This window comes from Pseudomonas sp. P1.8, from assembly GCF_001269805.1.
Taxonomy (GTDB): Bacteria; Pseudomonadota; Gammaproteobacteria; order Pseudomonadales; family Pseudomonadaceae; genus Aquipseudomonas.
This window is the reverse complement of the sequence record NZ_LHVM01000016.1, coordinates 453,799-471,953: the sequence shown is the minus strand read 5'-3', so window position 1 is coordinate 471,953 and position 18,155 is coordinate 453,799. Positions and strand designations below refer to the sequence as shown.

The 18,155-nt window shown below is 61.7% G+C and carries 18 protein-coding genes; 5 read left to right on the top strand and 13 right to left on the bottom strand.

All coding sequences use genetic code 11. The annotated features are described in order from the left end of the window. Positions 1-3: 3 nt before the first annotated feature. Positions 4-375: a DUF3302 domain-containing protein gene (locus AD668_RS18690; RefSeq protein ID WP_053161105.1), complete on the bottom strand. Its 372-nt coding sequence runs from the start codon at positions 373-375 to the stop codon at positions 4-6. Between the two features lie 155 nt (positions 376-530). Here AD668_RS18690 and AD668_RS18685 point away from each other — a divergent pair, with 155 nt between their 5' ends. The 4 genes from AD668_RS18685 (at position 531) to AD668_RS18670 (ending at position 4,490) form a co-directional block, all read left to right on the top strand. Then, positions 531-1,193, top strand: coding sequence for a hypothetical protein (locus AD668_RS18685; protein ID WP_053161104.1), 663 nt, complete (start codon positions 531-533; stop codon positions 1,191-1,193). Between the two features lie 75 nt (positions 1,194-1,268). Continuing rightward, positions 1,269-2,312: a sterol desaturase family protein gene (locus tag AD668_RS18680; RefSeq protein WP_053161102.1), complete on the top strand. Its 1,044-nt coding sequence runs from the start codon at positions 1,269-1,271 to the stop codon at positions 2,310-2,312. 288 nt (positions 2,313-2,600) lie between these two features. Continuing rightward, on the top strand, positions 2,601-3,821 hold the full coding sequence (locus tag AD668_RS18675) for a hypothetical protein (RefSeq protein ID WP_053161099.1): 1,221 nt from the start codon (positions 2,601-2,603) through the stop codon (positions 3,819-3,821). A 36-nt stretch (positions 3,822-3,857) separates the two neighbouring features. Then, positions 3,858-4,490: a PQQ-binding-like beta-propeller repeat protein gene (locus tag AD668_RS18670; RefSeq protein ID WP_053161098.1), complete on the top strand. Its 633-nt coding sequence runs from the start codon at positions 3,858-3,860 to the stop codon at positions 4,488-4,490. 474 nt (positions 4,491-4,964) lie between these two features. On the opposite strand, the gene AD668_RS18665 is transcribed toward AD668_RS18670, so the two are convergent. The 11 genes from AD668_RS18665 to AD668_RS18615 form a co-directional block, all read right to left on the bottom strand. Continuing rightward, a complete protein-coding gene (locus tag AD668_RS18665; protein ID WP_053161097.1) occupies positions 4,965-5,825 on the bottom strand; it encodes a CAP domain-containing protein in 861 nt (286 codons plus the stop codon). Positions 5,826-6,061: 236 nt separating this feature from the next. Next, positions 6,062-6,685, bottom strand: coding sequence for a metalloregulator ArsR/SmtB family transcription factor (locus AD668_RS18660; RefSeq protein WP_053161094.1), 624 nt, complete (start codon positions 6,683-6,685; stop codon positions 6,062-6,064). A 20-nt stretch (positions 6,686-6,705) separates the two neighbouring features. Next, positions 6,706-7,335 carry a hypothetical protein gene (locus AD668_RS18655; protein ID WP_053161368.1) on the bottom strand — a complete coding sequence of 210 codons (630 nt, stop codon included), beginning with the start codon at positions 7,333-7,335 and terminating at the stop codon, positions 6,706-6,708. Between the two features lie 148 nt (positions 7,336-7,483). Then, positions 7,484-8,755, bottom strand: coding sequence for an OprD family porin (locus AD668_RS18650; protein WP_053161093.1), 1,272 nt, complete (start codon positions 8,753-8,755; stop codon positions 7,484-7,486). A 71-nt stretch (positions 8,756-8,826) separates the two neighbouring features. Next, positions 8,827-10,035 carry a 3-(3-hydroxy-phenyl)propionate transporter MhpT gene (mhpT, locus tag AD668_RS18645; RefSeq protein ID WP_053161091.1) on the bottom strand — a complete coding sequence of 403 codons (1,209 nt, stop codon included), beginning with the start codon at positions 10,033-10,035 and terminating at the stop codon, positions 8,827-8,829. Positions 10,036-10,121: 86 nt separating this feature from the next. After that, positions 10,122-11,132: a 4-hydroxy-2-oxovalerate aldolase gene (gene dmpG, locus AD668_RS18640; RefSeq protein ID WP_053161090.1), complete on the bottom strand. Its 1,011-nt coding sequence runs from the start codon at positions 11,130-11,132 to the stop codon at positions 10,122-10,124. A gap of 10 nt (positions 11,133-11,142) precedes the next feature. Next, positions 11,143-12,078 (bottom strand): acetaldehyde dehydrogenase (acetylating), encoded by a 936-nt coding sequence (locus AD668_RS18635; protein ID WP_053161088.1) that lies wholly within the window; start codon positions 12,076-12,078, stop codon positions 11,143-11,145. A 32-nt stretch (positions 12,079-12,110) separates the two neighbouring features. Next, positions 12,111-12,905: a 2-keto-4-pentenoate hydratase gene (gene mhpD, locus AD668_RS18630; protein ID WP_053161366.1), complete on the bottom strand. Its 795-nt coding sequence runs from the start codon at positions 12,903-12,905 to the stop codon at positions 12,111-12,113. A 14-nt stretch (positions 12,906-12,919) separates the two neighbouring features. After that, positions 12,920-13,783 carry an alpha/beta fold hydrolase gene (locus AD668_RS18625; RefSeq protein WP_053161086.1) on the bottom strand — a complete coding sequence of 288 codons (864 nt, stop codon included), beginning with the start codon at positions 13,781-13,783 and terminating at the stop codon, positions 12,920-12,922. 15 nt (positions 13,784-13,798) lie between these two features. Next, positions 13,799-14,752 carry a 3-carboxyethylcatechol 2,3-dioxygenase gene (gene mhpB / locus AD668_RS18620; protein ID WP_053161084.1) on the bottom strand — a complete coding sequence of 318 codons (954 nt, stop codon included), beginning with the start codon at positions 14,750-14,752 and terminating at the stop codon, positions 13,799-13,801. Between the two features lies 1 nt (position 14,753). Then, the gene (locus AD668_RS18615; RefSeq protein WP_053161082.1) at positions 14,754-16,412 is read right to left on the bottom strand and encodes a bifunctional 3-(3-hydroxy-phenyl)propionate/3-hydroxycinnamic acid hydroxylase; all 1,659 of its coding nucleotides are present in this window, start codon (positions 16,410-16,412) and stop codon (positions 14,754-14,756) included. 134 nt (positions 16,413-16,546) lie between these two features. Between AD668_RS18615 and AD668_RS18610 the strand changes: the two genes are divergently transcribed. Then, positions 16,547-17,335: a DNA-binding transcriptional regulator gene (locus AD668_RS18610; protein ID WP_053161080.1), complete on the top strand. Its 789-nt coding sequence runs from the start codon at positions 16,547-16,549 to the stop codon at positions 17,333-17,335. A gap of 21 nt (positions 17,336-17,356) precedes the next feature. Here the strand turns inward: AD668_RS18610 and AD668_RS18605 are convergent, their stop codons facing one another. Beyond that, complete coding sequence (locus AD668_RS18605; RefSeq protein ID WP_053161079.1) at positions 17,357-18,145, bottom strand: alpha/beta hydrolase; 789 nt, start codon at positions 18,143-18,145, stop codon at positions 17,357-17,359. Positions 18,146-18,155 lie beyond the last annotated feature (10 nt).

Sequence of the window (18,155 nt, the reverse complement as noted above, 5' to 3'; positions counted from 1 at the left end):
GGCTTAGATGCCCTCGCCTTGATTGTCCGTCGGCAATGCCGAGTGCGTCGTGCCTGTCGCCGCTTCAAGGCGCTGGACGCGACCTTGCAGTTCCGCGACCTGTTGTTCCAGGTGGATCACATGACTTTTCGGTGTGCCACCGTCACCGAATCCCCAGCCCCGGTCCTCGCGATACGCCATCGCCCAGATCCACAGAAACGGCCACAGCGCGTGCAAGGTAAACAAGCTGACCCAGCCGGTGGCGTGGATCGCGTCTTGATGAGGGTGATTACGGTGTACGGCGATTTCGTAGGGAATGTCGTGCAACACGATGATTCCGTAGAACAGAACGAGCCCGACAAAAATCAACAGACCCAGCGCAAAATAATCCAGCATGAATTGGCCCCCTTTGAATCAGCTGACGTGCTCGGCTGAGTGTAGCCGCTCAAACTACACTTGAGCGGGCCGGGACAATACACGCCGCTAATGGGGCCTGCAACGGATAAAAACTGCGAGAAAAGAGCTGTAAACACACCTTCGAGGGGTAACGCATGCAGACAGATTCACAACAAAAAAGGCCACGGGTGCTGGATCCCGTCGAGCGCATTACCGAGGTGATTTTTGGCCTGCTGATGGCCATGACCTTCACTGGGACCATCAGTGTGGCGACGTCTGACCAGGCAGCGGAACGCACGATGATGATTGCCGCACTGGGTTGCAACCTGGCCTGGGGGCTGGCGGATGCGGTGATGTATTTGCTGCGTGCATTGGTTGAGCGCACACGCAAGGTCAAGTTGTACGCGAGCTTGCGCGACGGTGTGGATCCCGCGGGCGGTCAGGCATTGATTGCGCAGGTATTGCCCTTGCACCTTGCCGGGGTGGCGGGTACCGAAGGTCTTGAATTTCTGCGCTGCCGGCTGCTTGAACAGCCCTCGCTGCCCGTGCAGGCCAGGCTCGGTTGGGATGATTTCAAAGGGGCGCTCGGGGTGTTTCTGCTGGTCGCGGCCTCGACGTTTCCTCTGGTCGTGCCATTCATTCTCCTTGACGAGACAGGCCTGGCCATTCGCCTGTCCAACCTGATCGGCCTCGTGGTGCTGTTCATTGCCGGCTGGATGCTGGCCAAATATGCCGGTGCAAAACCCTGGCAGGGCGCGGCGGTCATGGCGGTAACGGGCGGCGTGCTGATCGTCGCGATTATTGCGCTTGGGGGTTGAATAGCGGAATCAAGTCGTTCACCGGGTACTCATTCTCATTTACACTGCCCTGTCATTTACACAGGGCAGCCTGGTATGGATGTTCTCGCGTTACTACATCATTACCTGGTCGAGCCGGTCAGCCGGCAGTTCCTGGGGCTGTTCGACCTGAACGGTCGCCTGTGCCTGGTATTTCTGTTGTCGTCGTACAGCGTCGCCTATTGCCTGTTTCGCTTCAGAAAGTCGCGTGGTTTGACCGACGCGCACTCATTCTGGCGGTTCATTGGCGGCGGCCGGGTCTATCTGCATCGTTCGGCGTTGCTGGATTATCGCTATTACTTTGTCCTCGCCATCCTGAAGGTTGCGCTGGTGCTGCCCATTGTTGGCCTGGTCGATCCGTATGTCTTGCGTTCAGCTGACTACAGCGCTTTTTTCACTAACCTGTGGGGCGCGCGTTCGCAAGTGGGGGACAACCTGACGCTGTCGCTGCTCTATGGCCTCGGCGTGTTCCTGGTCAAGGATTTCACTCATTACTGGGGCCATCGCGCCTTTCATTCCCGTTACTTGTGGGCATTTCACAAAGTCCATCATTCAGCGCCGGTGCTGGTGCCGGCCACCGCCAGCCGAACGCATTTTCTCGAAGAAGTGGTGGAAAAACTCAGCGATACGATCTGCGTTGGCGCCTACGCCGGCCTGTTCTGGTACGCCTGTGGTGGGGAGGTCAGCCGCTATACGTTGTTTGGTGTGACGTACATGGTGTTCATCTTCAACGGATTGGCGGCCAACCTGCGCCACAGCCATGTCTGGTTTTCGTTTGGCCCGCTGATCGAACGTGTCGTGAGCAGCCCTGCGCAGCACCAGATCCATCACAGCGATGCGCCGCGACACTACAACAAGAATTTCGGCATCAACCTGTCGCTCTGGGACTGGATGTTCGGCACGCTCTACGTCACGCAATCGACGCCGGAGACCCTTCGCTTCGGCACGGGCGATCAGGATGACGAACGATACCTGACGGTTCGCGATCTGATCTTCACGCCCTTTGTCGACACCCTGCGCAAAATCCTGCCGGTTCAGCACCCGGATAATCTCCCTAAAACTGATCTGATCCGTATTTTCCTGCGCAAACTGCGTCTGTAACGCAAGCAGTCATCGGCCGACAATGAACCCCATTCTTCAGAGGGGAGGCCCTATGGGCAAGATGACTATTTTTCTCGGCGGTTTTCTGCTGTTGACCATTTTCATCGGGATGCTGGCGACGATTCCTCCGGCGTGAGAAAGCAACTGACTGCCAAACGGATTGGCACAACTCGAACCCCCACATGCGCTCAGGTGTCTCTTAATCGTTGTACGCGCTTGGTAAACAGCCGTGATTTAGACTAAACCGGTGTATCCAGGTGCGGGAGTGACAAGCGTGGCGGGATTTCGATGGACTCGATGATCACGGCAGCAGCGCTGGCGTTGGCGGCGGGTGATCCGCTCGGCGCGCTGGACCGCGTTGCTTTGCGCAATGACGCTCCGGCGCTGGCCTTGCGCGGTATTGCCATGGCGCAACTGGGGGATCTGGAGCGGGCCAGGGCACTGGTGAAAAGTGCGCACCGGGCCTTCGCCCCGAAGGAGGTGTTGTCCCGCGCGCGGTGCGTGGTGGCCGAGGCCGAAATCGCCTTGGCTTCGCGGGAACTCGGCTGGCCGGTCAAGGTGCTGGAAGCGGCGCGGCTGACGCTTGAGTCCCATGGTGACCGGGTCAACGCGGCCCATGCGCGGTATCTGCAAATCCGTCGTTTATTGCTGATCGGTCGGCTCGACGAGGCGCAGCAAACACTCGCTGAACTTGACCCCGGTCCTTTGCCGCCGGCCTTGAGAGCGGCCCATGAACTGGTGGTCGCGGGAATCGCGATTCGTCGCCTGCAGTCCAAAGCTGCACAGGATGCGCTGACCCGAGCCCGGCATGCGGCTGAACTGGCTTGCATTCCTGCGCTGATGGCCGAGGTCGAGTCCGCGGCACGTTTGCTCGATACCCCGGCGGCGCGACTGATCGTCAGAGGCAAAGAACGGCCGCTGTTGCTGGAGGAGGTCGAAGCTTTGCTCGGTTCAACGGCTCTGGTGGTAGATGCGTGCCGATACGGCGTGCGCGGCTGTGGCATGTCGGTCTCCCTCGCCACGCGTCCGGTGCTGTTTACCCTCGCCAGGACGCTGGCCGAAGCGTGGCCCGGCGATGTCTCAAGAGAGACACTCATCGCACGGGCGTTCCGTTTGAAACTCTCCGATGAGTCCCATCGTGCACGGCTGCGGGTTGAGATCGGCAGGCTGCGCAAAGCGCTTAAGCCCCTGGCAGAAGTGACCGCCACCCCACGAGGATTTGTCCTGCAATCACGGGCATGTCCGGAGGTGGTGGTGCTGGCCCAACCCGTCGAGGAAAAGTTTTCGGCGGTGCTTGCCAGCCTTGCCGACGGTGAGCCGTGGTCGAGTTCCGCGCTGGCGTTGGCCTTGGGCGGCAGCCAGCGCACGGTGCAGCGGGCGCTGGATACGTTGGCGCAACAAGGCAAGGTGCAATCGCTGGGGCGTGGCCGAGCACGGCGCTGGATGACACCGCCCGTGCCCGGTTTCGCGACGACCTTGTTACTCCCGGTTCCGCTGCCCGGTGGCTAGGATCGATGCCACAACCCCTTGTTGAGGAATGCCAGGATGAAACACGCAACTGCTGAAATCATTCGTGAATATGGCCCGTTTGCCGATGTCGACCATGTGTGTGGTGTCACATGGGATGGCGAGAAGGTGTGGTTTGCCTGCAATAGCAAAATCAACGCGCTGGACCCGGACAGCGGCAAGGTGCTGCGCTCGATTGACGTTGGCGCCCATGCGGGCACTGCCTTTGATGGCGAGCACCTGTTCCAGATCGCCGAAGATCGCATCCACAAAATCGATCCCCGGACCGGACATATCCTTTCGACCATTCCCGCCCCCGGTGGTGGCAGCGATTCGGGGCTGACCTGGGCCGAAGGCTCGCTGTGGGTGGGGCAGTATCAGGAACGCAAGATTCACCAGATCGACCCCGGAAACGGCAAGATCCTGCGCACCATTGAATCCAACCGCTTTGTCACCGGTGTCACCTTCGTCGAGGGGGCTCTGTGGCACGGCACATGGGAAGGCGACGAGAGCGAACTGCGCCGCGTCGACGCGAAAACCGGCGAGGTCCTTGAAAGCCTCAAGATGCCGGAAGGAGTCGGGGTTTCTGGGCTGGAATTCGATGGTGGCGAACGGTTTTTCTGCGGTGGCGGCGGCAGCGGGAAGGTGAGGGTGGTGCGCCGGCCTTCGTGAATCACAGGCACCAAACCTTTTGTAGGAGCAAGCTTGCTCGCGATTGCAATGTGACAGGCAACATCGATGTTGGCTGAACTGACGCTATCGCGAGCAGGCTCGCTCCCACAGGGGAGGCGCATAGTATTTTTCCGTCCTGCCACCCGTTCCCTAGAACACAATCGGTCTAAAACCCCCCTTGGCAATCCGGGTGGTTTTGCTAATCTCAAACCTGTAGGTGAAGACGCAGACTGATGCGCAAAAGGATAGCAAGGAAACGTGGGGCGCGTTCCGAAGGGTACACGGTTAGAAAGATCTCCGCGCTGGGATCCAGCCCTTATGCCGTGTGAAGCAGAAGAGCACCATTACAGATACATTACTCTTTTGTGGGAGTCCTGATAAACCTTGTAAGCCGGAGACCAGCACCGGCCACCTACTTTTCTTCAACTTCAAAGCCCGCCGCGAGCGGGCTTTTTAATGCCTGGATTTCAGCGCTTACGGTGCGCCAAACAGCATGGTCCAGTAGACGCCGTTGTCGCTGCGCGAGTCGGCGGCATACGCGGCGCCGACCTGAGTGAACATCGGGTTCATCAGGTTGGCGCAGTGTCCCGGGCTGGCGAGCCAGCCGGCCATCGCTTTGCTGGGTGAACCCTGGCCGGCGGCAATGTTTTCGCCGATCTGTCGGCCACGGAAACCTGCGGCCCGGGCCCGGTCTGCCGGCATGTCGCCGTCGGGGTCCTGATGCGCAAAGTAATTGCCGTAGGCCATGGCCTTGCTGTGGCCTTGGGCGGCAGCGCCCAGCGCAGCGCTCCAACTCAAGGGGCGCGCCGCGGCGAAGCGCTGGCGACCGCAAGTCCGTGGTTTGGCCCGGGCCGCATTGACCTGTGCCAGCAGTGCCTTGCCGGCGCTTCGTGCGTCGCCGGTTTGGCCATCGAGTACGGGTTTGGCAAGCACCACTTGCCATTCACGCCCGGCACGGGTCACGCCGATGTCGGCGTATTGACTGTCGAGCAACGCAGCGCAGTGCTCATCCTGAAGCAGATCGAATGCGTCTTCGGCATCCTGCGCGCCGACCACGCGCAGGGAACGCACCGTCACCGCTTGATAACCGGATGCTTTCAAACGGTCACGCAATCCACCGCCATAACCGATGGGCAATGCGAGTGCGTTCTTGAGTGTCAGGGGCGACAAGCGTTGCGCCGGGCGTCGGTCGCAACGCTGTGGGTGGGCGCGATAGTCGTTGATGGCTTCCACAAGTTGCCTTTGCCCATCGGCATGGGCGGGGCTGGCAAAAACGGGGAGCAGGGCAGACAGGCACAGCGAAGAAAAGCGCAAGGCAACGACAGATTGGCGCATGGGACGGACAACTCGGATGAGATGACGACGATAGAGGGTTTGGGAAAGCGCTGGGTATGACTGGCGTCTTGGAACAAGGTTCACGGCGGGCGTGAACCTTTTGATGTGTCCCGGCACTGGCACTGTAGGAGCGAGCCTGCTCGCGATGGACTAAACCGCAACGCGTTGAATCAGGAAACACGCGTTATCGTTAGCGTCCATCGCGAGCAGGCTTGCTCCTGCGGTAAAAGGGTGTGTTATGGCGGTGTTTCCGTTGGCCGCACCTTGAAACGGCACACATGCCCGCCACGCACCATGCATTCCGTATGCTCGACCTCACCGCCGCCCAACGCGCCGATCAAGGCCAGGTCCAATTCGCAAACCACCGGATGGGCGGCGGCCAGGCGATGGAAGACGCAGTTGTGCGCGACGATCTCCGGGTCGCCCGACGAACGAAAAAACACTTCGGCTTCGTACCCGGCCTGGTTCATGTGTTGCACGATCCGGGCTTCGTCCACCACCTGCTGTTCACGCTCCAGCGCCAATTTGCGGCCCAGGCTGCGCATCAACGAAGCCAGGGCTTGGGGTCCGATGATGCCGGCCACTTCGTCGATCAGCACACTTGCCAAGAGCTGATAGTGACGAGGGAATTGTTCCTTGGCATGGTCGGTGAGCCGGTACAGCTGCTCCGGGCGACGCCCCGTCGGCCGGGTGTTACCGCGCAACACCAGGCCGTCACGCTCCAGCGCCGCCAAGTGTTGGCGAATTGCCGTGCGCGTGACTGCCAGTTGGTCAGCCAGCTCGTCAATGCTCATGCCTGCTGCGTGGTGCAGCAATGCATTGAGCAAGTCCTGCTGTGTTCGGCCCAGTCCTTCCAGCATGGTGTGCCCTCGCGACGATGTCAGAACTTGTCGGGGAATTGCTTGACCAGTGCGGCGGTCAACGCGTCGGCCAGCGTCAGGATATGTGTGCGCATCATCGACCAGGTCTGCGCTTCACCGGTGTAATCGTGGGCGGCGAATTCATCGATCTGGGCGATGTGGTGACCACCGTGGGCCGACAGCAGATTGACCAGTGTCGCTTCAGGCAGATTAGGGTTGGCGCCGGCCAGAAACGCCGCAATCGCCTTGGCATTGCCGGTCAACTCAGTGACCGCAGCCTGCTTGCCCTTGGCGTCTTTGGCCACCGTGGCGTCGCTGTAGTGTTTCACTGCCCCCCAATGACCGGCAAGCAGCTTGAGCAACTGATCGGCAGCGGGTTGGCCGTAAAGCGGCGCGATGCTGTTGGCGATTTTGGTGGCGTTGTCGACGACCTGGCCCGCTGCCACTTTGGCTTGCTTCTGGTCGGCGGATTGGTTGGCGAGCGCGTAGTTTCGAATCCAGAAAATATGCTCGACCCAAAGGTCGCGCAATGCCAGGCGCGTGGTGAGCGCCGGGCTGTCGGCCGCGGCGGAAGAGGCGGTAGGTGTTGCGCTCCATACCGGTTGTGCACAGAAAGCCAACAGGATCAGAGCCAGGATTTTGATATTCATGACGGCACCCTCAGAGAGTGGGAACATTCGACAATATCAATATAGGCATAAAAATATGTTTTTATTGGGTCGTACCGAACTGCCGGATCAGCGGTCGGTTCGCCCCGGTGTTCGCAAGCCACACCGGGGACGGTGGTTCATCCGTTGATCACCACAACTTCCACGTGTAATCGACATTCACCCGCAGCTCATTGTCATCCCGGTGGCTGGCCTGGGCAGCGAAGTCGTTGCGATACCAGGCGTTGCGCAAGCGCACGGCGACTCCCTTAAAGGGTGTGCCCTGAACGGTGTAAGAGAGCTCGATATCCTTTTCGCTCTCCTTGAGGTTCGAGCCCCCCAGCTTGGGCAATTCGATGTTGTCGCCGCTGACATAGCGCAACATGCCGTTGAGCCCCGGCAAGCCAACGGCCACGAAGTTGTAGTCATAGCGCACCTGCCAGCTGCGTTCCTTGGGGTTGAGAAACTCCGAGCTCAATGTGCCTTCGGTGATGACCAGCGGCTCGGTGCCAAACAGATACGGCATGGCAGTCTTGCCGGTGAGCTGCATGTAGCCGGCGCCGAATTTGTGCGCACCGAGGCTGTAGCTCAACATCAGCGCGGCATTGCGGTTGTCGACCGGACCGGCCCTGGCCGCGCCGTCTTCGCCGGTGACGAACAGGCGAAAGTCACTCTTGAGATGACCGGCACCCATCGGGCGATTGTCGACGAAGCCATAGAAGTCCTTGCGATACAGGTCAGCCAGTTCTGCGTGGTAATACTTGAGCGTCAGTTGCGGCGACCAGGCGTAGTCACCCCCAAGGAAGGTAAAGCGGTCCGACTCGGCAGCGCCGTTGAAGCGTCCGTTGGGTGAGCCTACGGTCATTTTCTGATAGTCGGTGGAGTCGCGCAGGTTGATGCGGTCCAGCCAGCCGAGGTGCAAGGTCAGGTTGTCGATGTCCTGCGACTTGAGGTAGGTGCCGCGAAAGGTTTGCGGCAGCAGACGGGTAGGGCTGGCAAAGGCGATCGGCAGGAAGGTGCTGATGGTGCCCAACTGTAACTCGCTCTTCGATGCCCGGGCCTTGGCCGTCAGCCCCAACTCGGAATATTCACTGGCCGGCTCCCGGGTAGCCGGGTCGTAGGGCAGCAGGCCCGTGCCGGTGCGATCCGGCGAAGAGTCGAGCTTGACGCCCACCAGGCCCTGGGCATCCAGACCGAAGCCGACAGGGCCTTCGGAATATCCCGAGCGCAGGTTCAGGATGAAGCCCTGGGCCCACTCGCGGGCGGCGGCCTGGGGCGTGGCGTTCACATAATTGCGGTCGAAGTAATAGTTTCGCAGCACCAGGTCGGCGTGGCTGTCGTCGACAAAACCGCTGGCACAAGCCTGACCGAAGGATAAAACGCAGGCGCAGGCGCTGAGTGCCCGGTGAGAAAAATTGAGCATGGCAGTGTTCACTTTTATTGTTATTGAGATAAATCCGCGCCGTCGTTGCGCGGGGTGTTGCGGATGCTGCGTCAGTCGGCCTGGCTGTCGTTGCGTCGTACCGAGAGGTAAAACATTGCCAGCGCGGCGATGACGATCCCGGGGGCCGAGGCCATCATCACGCCGGTGGTGCCTGTGCCCAACGCAAGCATTTTGCCGGCCACCAACGGACCGCTCATGGCGCCCAATCGGCCGATGGCCACCGCGCTGCCAACGCCCGTGGCGCGCACGGAGGGTTGATAGAAATGCGGCGCCAGGGCATACAGCACGCATTGCCCACCAGTGGCGAAGAAACCGGCAACGAAACCGGCTGCGAGCATGCTCTCCCACTGGCTGGACAGGCCAAGCGCTGTCAGCGCGCCGAGGATACCCAGGTAAATCAGCGCGGACAGTGCCCAGGCCGGCAGCCGGTCCATTACCCAGCCGAGCAGCAAGGTGCCGGTCGCTGCGCCAAATTGCAGCGCCAGCATGACCCAACTGGCCTGGCGGCCGCTGAAACCCTGGCCGACCAACAGGCTCGGCAACCAGTTGATCAGGATGTACACCACCATCAGAGTGAAGAAGTAGCTGACCCAGATCATCGAGGTCGGCAGCGCTGCACCTTCGCGAAACAGGCCTCGGACCAGACCGACCGGGGCAGCGGTTTGGTCGTTGCGAAGAAACTGAGCCGACTCGGGCAAGTACCGCCCCAGCAGCGGCACGATCAACAAGGGAACGACGCCTCCCACGTAGAACACCACTTGCCAGCCGCCGGCCAGGTCGGCGATGCCAATCGTGGCTGCCAGCGCGGCGCCTAATGGCACCCCGCAGTACATCAGGCTCACCGCAGTGCCGCGCAGGCGAGGGCCGGCCACTTCGCTGGTCAAGGCGATCAGATTGGGCAGGGCGGCGCCAAGGCCTACGCCCGTCAGGCAGCGGGCAACCAGCAAGCTGTTGAAGTCCCAGGCGATTGCCGTCAGCAACGAGAACAGGCCGAACAGCGCCACCGAGGCCATCAGTACGCGTTTGCGACCGATCCGGTCAGCCAGGAGGCCGCCGAAGAATGCACCGGGCAGCAGGCCGAAGATTCCGGCGCTGAAGACCCAGCCCATGTGTAATTTATCCAGTTGGAAAGCCGCTGCCATGCCTTGGGCGGCGATGCCCGAAGCTTGCAGATCCAGCCCTTCCATCAGGGCGACGAGAAAGCACAGACCGATGGTCCGCGCCATGTGCAGAGGTGTTGCCACGTTCAGCGATGTCATGGGAAATTCCCGTTTTATTGTTGTAATAGGCAAAGCGAGCCCGACCGACACGCTGCGTGGGCGGTCAGTCGGGGGGTGATGCTCGGTCAGCGTTTGAGCAGGTCCAGCGCGACATCGACGATCATGTCTTCCTGGCCACCGACCATGCGCCGTTTGCCCAGTTCGACGAGGATGTCGAGGGTTTTCAGGCCATATTTCGCTGCAGCGATTTCGGCGTGGCGCAGGAAGCTGGAGTAGACGCCGGCGTAGCCGAGCGCCAGGGTTTCGCGGTCGACTCGCACCGGGCGGTCTTGCAACGGACGCACGATGTCATCCGCCGCGTCCATCAGCGTGTACAGGTCGGTGCCGTGGTTCCAGCCCAGACGTTCGGCGGCGGCGATGAACACTTCCAGCGGCGCGTTACCGGCGCCGGCCCCCATGCCCGCGAGGCTGGCGTCGATGCGGTCGCAGCCTTCCTCGACCGCGGTGATCGAGTTGGCCACGCCCAGCGACAGGTTGTGGTGCGCATGCATACCGGTCTCGGTTTGCGGCTTGAGCACGGCCTTGAATGCGCGGAAACGATCACGGATGTCCTGCATGTTCATCGCCCCGCCCGAGTCGGCCATGTACACGCAGGTGGCGCCGTAGCTTTCCATCAGCTTGGCCTGGGCGGCCAGCTGTTCGGCCGGGATCATGTGGCTCATCATCAGGAATCCGACGGTGTCCATGCCCAGCTCGCGGGCGTATTCGATGTGCTGTTTCGACACGTCGGCTTCGGTGCAATGGGTGGCGATGCGCACCACCCGGGCACCGGCGTTGTAGGCCGCCTTGAGGTCATGCACGGTGCCGATGCCGGGCAACAACAAGGTAGTAATTTTGGCGTGTGTGATGACATCGGCCGCCGCTTCGATGCATTCCAGATCGGTGTGCGCGGAGAAGCCGTAGTTGAAGCTCGAGCCTTGCAGGCCGTCACCGTGGGCGACTTCGATACTGTCGACCTTGGCCTTGTCCAGGGCACGGGCGATGTCCTGCACATTCTGTATCGAGTACTGATGACGCACCGCGTGGCTGCCATCGCGCAGGGTCACGTCGCAGATGTAGATCTTTTTACCGTTCATGTTGATCTCCTCAGGCCTGTTGCATCGACTGCGCCATGCGCTCGGCGGTGGCCAAGGCAGCGGAGGTCATGATGTCGAGGTTGCCGGCGTAGGCTGGCAGGTAGTGGGCGGCGCCTTCGACTTCGAGGAACACCGAGGTCTTCAGCCCGGAGAATGCTCCCAGGCCCGCAATGGTCAGCGGCGCATCTGCGGGGATCACGTCGAACTGCACGTGTTGCTTGAGGCGATAGCCCGGCACGTAGGCCTGCACCGCCGCAGCCATCTCGACGATAGACGCTTCGACCAGCGCCTGATCCGCCGCCTCGGACAGCACAAACACCGTGTCGCGCATCATCAACGGTGGCTCGGCCGGGTTCATCACGATGATCGCCTTGCCCTTGGCGGCGGCGCCGATGACTTCGATGGCCCTGGAGGTGGTCTCGGTGAATTCGTCGATGTTGGCACGGGTGCCGGGGCCGGCGGATTTACTGGCGATCGAAGCGACGATTTCGGCGTAGTGCACCTTGGCTACGCGCGACACCGCCGCGACCATCGGAATGGTGGCCTGGCCACCGCAGGTGACCATGTTGACGTTGAGCTGGCCCAGGTTCTGCTCCAGGTTCACCACCGGCACGCAGTACGGGCCGATGGCCGCCGGGGTCAGGTCGATCAGGCGAATGCCCGGTTTGATCGCGCGCAGGAACGCGTCGTTCTTCACGTGGGCGCCGGCCGAGGTGGCGTCGAAGACGAAATCGATGTCCTGGAAGACGTCCATGCGGCTCAGGCCTTCGACGCCTTCGTGGGTCACCGCCACGCCCATGCGCTGAGCGCGGGCCAGGCCGTCGGAAGCCGGGTCGATGCCGACCATCACCGCCATTTCCAGGTGCTTGGCGTTACGCAGGATCTTGATCATCAGGTCGGTGCCGATGTTGCCGGAACCGATGATGGCGACTTTGAGTTTTTTCATTGTTGTTGCCTCTTGTGCACGCAAGTCGCCGATCACTCGGCGCTGAACTGAACTGCCACGTGTCCGATGCCGTCGATTTCGGCCTCGAATCGGTCACCGCCTGCCACCGGCACCATGGGCCCGAGCGCACCGGTAAGAATGATGTCGCCAGCGCGCAGTGGATCGCCCAAACGCGCCATGGTGCAGGCCAGCCATACGGCCGCGTTGAGCGGATGACCAAGGCATTCGGCGCCGCTGCCGCTGGAGACCTCTTCGCCATTGCGGGTCATGCGCATGCCCAGTTCGCTCAAATCGAGGCCGTCGATTCGCCGTGCCGTGTCACCGAGCACGAAGCCGCCGCTGGAAGCGTTGTCCGCCACGGTATCGACGAAGCGAATGTTCCAGCCCTGAATCCGGCTGCCGACAATTTCCAGCGCCGGAACAACCCAGGCCGTGGCGGCCAGCACGTCTTCGAACGTGGTATCGGCGTTCGGCAAGTCATGTTCCAGAATCAAGGCGATTTCGGCCTCGATCTTCGGTTGCATGACTCGGTTCAACGGCACGCTTTCGTTGTGGTCATAGCGCATGTCAGCGAGCAGGGTGCCGAAGTCTGGCTGATCGACGCCCAACTGCTGCTGGACCTTGGGATGGGTCAGGCCGATCTTGCGACCGATCACGCGACCGCCGTTGGCCAGGGCATGGGCAATATTGAGGCGCTGGATGGTGTAGGCGGCTTCGGCGTTGTCTTCACCGATCTGCTCGCGCAGCGGCGCGATGGCGGCGTTGTCGGCTTGCGCCTGGCGCAGGTCGGCGGCGAGCCGCGTCAAGGTTTCTTGAGTCAGGGTCATAGTGGCCTCGGTCATCAATGGGTCAGGAAGTCCAGGACCAATCGGTTGAAGGTCTCGGCGTGTTCCCACTGAGCCCAATGGCCGCAACGGTTGAACACGTGCAGTTGCGCATCAGGCAGGCCGGCCAGCAGGCGCAGGCCGGTGTCCATGGGCACGAAGCGGTCTTCGCGACCCCAGACGATCAGGGTGCGGGCCTTGATTTCTTGCAGGCGATGGCTGAAGTCCGGGAATTGTTTGGGGTTCAGCGTGCTGCTGGTGACGAAGTTTTCCAGGTGATCGCGGCGCGACAGAATGTTGTCCAGGCGAGTCTGGAACATTTGCTCGGTGAGGCTGCTGGCATCGAAGACGAAGACGTTCATCATCTTCTTCAGGTTGTCGATGGTCGGCTCGCGGTACAGCGTACCGATCAGCTTGATGCCTTCGGTTGGCTGCGGGACGAAAGCGCTGGGGCCGCCGGTGCCGCCGCCCATCAACAGCAGTTTGCCGATGCGTTGCGGGTAGGCGAGGGCAAAGGCCACGGTGCTGTGGGCGCCCATGGAGTTACCGATGATGTGCACACGGTCCAGGTCCAGCACGTCGAGCAATCCTTTGAGCGCACGGGCGTTAAGGTCCGAACGCGAACCGTCGCAGACCACAGGGTCGCTCTTGCTCCACCCCGGGCAGTCCATCAGGACCACGCGATAACCGGCATTCACCAATGGCTCGAGGTTACAGTTGAAGTTGGCCCAGCCGCTGGCGCCGGGTCCGGAACCGTGGAGCATGACCACGGTTTCAGTGCCCTGGCCAATGTCGTTGTAATGCAGTTGCAGGTCCAGGTCGCCTTCCTTGATACGGGCAAAGCGGCTGGTGGACGCTTCGGTGAATGCAATGGCAGTCATGGCGGTTCCTTGAATTCAGTGGTGGTTGTTCAGCGGGCGTGCACCGAGGGCGGCAAAACCTGCGATCCATTCGGGGATCGGCCGGTAGTAGCGGCCTTCGCTCTGGTAAGGGCCGAACGCCGACAGCGCGGCGAAGGCGGCGACCCAGGTTTTCACTTCATGGGTGGACTTGCCGGCCAGTGCCGACAGCGCGTCATTGCCCAAGGCATCGAGGTCGCTCAGGCGTCCCTGTTCGAGGGTGTCGAGAAAACCCTGGTCCCACGTCGGATTCAGCGGGTGCAGGCTGTTTTGGTCTTCGACAAAGTCCCGGGCCGCCTGGATGACCCGGTTCTGGCGGGCCAGGCGTTCATCGACCGGCAGTTGCCGACCGCTGCCCATCATCCGGTCGGCCATGCGTGCGTCGACCTTGGCCAGTTCCGGTACCGGGGGTTGGTGGGACAGGCCACCGGAGGCAAGGAACAGCACGCGTTTGTTCAGGGTTTTCGCCCAGTGACCGATGGCTTCACCGAGCAGGCGGGCGCGCTTGAAACCGGGCAACGGAACAGCAACCGAATTGATGAACACCGGGATCACCGGGCAGCCTTGCAGGCCATCGAGCAAAATCTCCAGTGGCTGGGCGAAGGCGTGGTCGACCTGCATGCGGTAGGACACCGCCGTATCGACACCGGCATCGAGGACGGCCTGGGCACAGGCCTCGGCCAGCGCTTTTGGCACCGCCAGGGGACCGGCGGCGGTGCCGAAATCACCGATCGCCTCGGCGGCCATGCCGATGCAGAACGCCGGCATCACGTCGTAGAAAAAGCCGTTGTAATGGTCCGGACCGAACAGCACGATCAGCTCCGGGTCGAAGCGGGCAATGCGCTCACGGGCGGCGGCGGTCATCCGATCGACGTCGGCCAGCACCTCTGGCGTCGGGTCGACGTAGCCCACCAGTGGCGTGTGGGACAGGCAGTGAACGTAGGCGCTCATCTCATGCCACCTTGCTGGCGACGGTCGCCGTGGCCGGTTGTGGCAAAGCCTTGAGCGCCAGGGCCAATTGATCGCAGGCCTGGCCGACGGTTTGCGGGATCGCAAGCCCTGCGAGGAAACGGTCAGGGCGTACCAGCGCTATGGATGACGATCCATGGGCGAACCATTCACGCAGGCGCCCGGTGCTGTCACCGACGCGAATCACACCGGGACTGACATCACTGGCAGCCCTGAGTTGAACGTCCGGCAATACCTGAATAAAGCGCGTACCCAGTGCGCTCCATTGTTCGACTTGCGCGCGGCTCATGCCCCAGATCGGATCGCAACCCCAGGCGATGATGGCGAAATTGCTGCCGATCACTTCATCGAGCAGTACACGTTCGCCAGTCTCGGTCAGGACCTGCGGTTGAATGAACATTTTGCCCACAGGCGACGACTTTTGATCCGGTGCAATCAAGGCGCCCTGTGTGTATTGCGGCATCGGCTTGAAGCGCATTTCCAGGAAGTAGCGTTTGACCGGCGGCACATAGTTGAGCAACCACGACACGCCGTCGCGCAGGGTGCCCTGCCAGCGCTTGGGTGGCGCCAGCACATGGCCGGCGAGCACGGACAGGTCGATCATCGCCTTGGCGTGGTCGCGACGTTCCTGTTCATAGGTGTCGAGCAGGCTGTCGGCGGCCAGGCCCTTGATCACCAGCGACAGTTTCCACGCGAGGTTGGAAGCGTCGCGCATGCCGCTGTTATAACCCTGGCCTTGCCAGACCGGCATGATGTGCGCGGCATCGCCGGCCAACAGCACCCGGCCCTGACGGAAGCGGCCGGCCAGGCGAGCGTTGTGGGTATAGACGCGGCTGCGGATCAGCTCGATGCGCTCCGGGTCCGGCAGCACCTTGCCCAGTAGTTTGCGCATGTTTTGCGGCTTGCTCAGCTCGGCTTCGGTTTCGCCGGGCATCACCATGAATTCGAAGCGGCGCACGCCATGGGGCAGGGCGGCGGAGACATAAGGCCGCACCGGGTCGCAGCACAGGTAGACATGTGGCGTGCTCAACGGGTCGTTGGCAATGTCGACCACGATCCACTGGTTTGGCGCGGTCTTGCCTTCGAAGCTGATGTCCAGACTGCGTCGCACCAGACTGTTGCCGCCGTCGCAACCAATCAGGTAGCGGGCGTGCAGGCGTTCGCCACGGCCGTGCTGATCCTTGAGGTTGAGCACCACCGCGCTGTCGCTTTGTTCAAAACTGTCCAGCTCGCGGTTGAAGAGCACCTTGACCTTGTCGAAGCGCTGCAGGCCTTCGAACAGCACGCGGTCGGCCAGGGGCTGGATGAAGGCGTTGCGCCGCGGCCAACCGAACTCGTCGGTCTTTGGCTGGATGTCGGCAAAGCACCGACCTTTCGGCGTCAGGAAACGCATGGCATGCCAGGGGGTGGTGTGTGGCAACACCGCGTCAGCGAGTTCGACGGCCTGGAACGTGCGCAGGCTTTCGTCGTCCAGGCCGATGGCGCGAGGGTAGTCGATCAGGCTGTCGAGTTTTTCCACCAGGGTAACTTTCACGCCGCACTGACCGAGGTAGTTGGCGATCATCAGGCCGACAGGGCCGGCGCCGACAATGGCGACGTCGGTGGTCAGTTCCACCGTGGCAGGAGTGGGTGCAGGACTCATGGGTATCTCCGTACAGCGCTTTTGGATTTCTTGTTGGGCGCAGTATGGAAATCACCGGGCTGGTCGACAACGACAACCCTTGCTAGTGTGCACTTAGTGCACATCGTTGATTTACAACACAAACGGAGCGATCAATGAGCGAGACAGAATACAAGGCCGTGCGTGGTCTGATGCGTGGCCTGGCGCTGATCAACGGCCTCAATCGCTTCGACGGCGGGGCCAGTACCGCGCAGCTGGCCGAGCAGACCGGGCTGCATCGCACCACGGTCCGGCGTTTGCTCGAGACCTTGCAGACAGAGGGTTACGTGCGGCGCAGCGAGTCGGACGACAGCTATCGCCTGACCCTGAAAGTGCGCGAACTCAGCGAAGGGTTTCGCGACGAGCAATGGATTTCTTCCGTCGCCGCACCGCTGCTCGGGGAGCTGTTGCAGGAAGTCGTCTGGCCCACTGATCTGTGTACCCTGGACGGCGACGCCATGGTGATTCGCGAGACCACCCATCGCTTCAGTCGCCTGTCGTTCCACCGCTCCATGGTTGGCCGGCGCTTGCCGTTGCTGATGACCGCCACCGGACGGGCGTATTTTGCGTTTTGCCCGCCCGCCGAGCGTGAAGAACTGATCGAGTTGATGATCAGTCGCGAGGACGAACAATCGGCGCTGGCGGCGGACCGCCGTTTTGTCGAGCGACTGGTGGAGCACACCCTGGCCAGGGGCTACGGCGAAAACAACGCCCATTGGGGGCAGGAGCGCAAGATCGCCTCGATTGCCATCCCGATCAGCCACGAAGCCCGTCTGATGGGTTGCCTGAATCTGGTCTACATCGCCAAGGCGATGTCTATCGAGGAAGCGGCTCGCCGCTATTTGCCGGCGATGCAGGCCGTGGTGGAAAAGATCCAGGTGCAGTTGGGCGGCTCGCCAGGCTGATGGCATGTTGCGCCTGCAGATTCACAAGCCATCCGCCAATGCCTTGAAGTACTCGGGGCTGTCGCTGATCGAGTTGTGCCCGGTCCCCGCAATCACCTGCAATGACGCCACACCCGGGGGGAAATGGCGGTAGAGCCGCTGGGTACTGGTGCCGGGAATCACCTCGTCGTGCTCGGCGGCGATCAGCTTTGTCGGCACTGTGATATGCGCGGCGTAGCGCCAGGACTCGAATTTGTCCTTCAATAGCCACTGCACCGCAAACCAGCGGAACTGGCGGGCAGCGAGTTCTTCCAGGCTGTTGTACGGCGTGATCAGCACCAGCTTCGTCGCCGGCCGGGCGCTGGCCAGGCGTACCGCGACCCCCGAACCCAAACTGCGACCGACCACGGTAATCTGCCGATGGTCGGCGTAAACCTTGTCGAACAAGGCCATGGCATCCCGGGCGATGGCTTCTTCGGAGGGTGAGCCGCTGCTGCCGCCGAAGCCCCGGTAATGCATGAAATACAAGGCAAGGTCGGGGAAGGCTTCGGCGAATTCCGGCAGGCTGCGTGCGACATCCTCGGCATTGCCGCCGAAATAAACCAGCGCTTGAGGACCCTGATGCTCACGCACCGACACAAGCACCTGCGCGTCGTCGACGGACAGCGTCAGCAGGGGTACGGATGAGTCTGAGGCACGGGGTTGCGGGTAGTAGATCAGCGAGCGCTGAAAGACAAACAGGGCCAGGCAGAGCACCAGGTACAGCGCTGCGAGGACGACGACGAGTAACACCAGGGTTCGGGACATTCGGCTAACGTTAGTGGGCGGCATTGACGGCTCC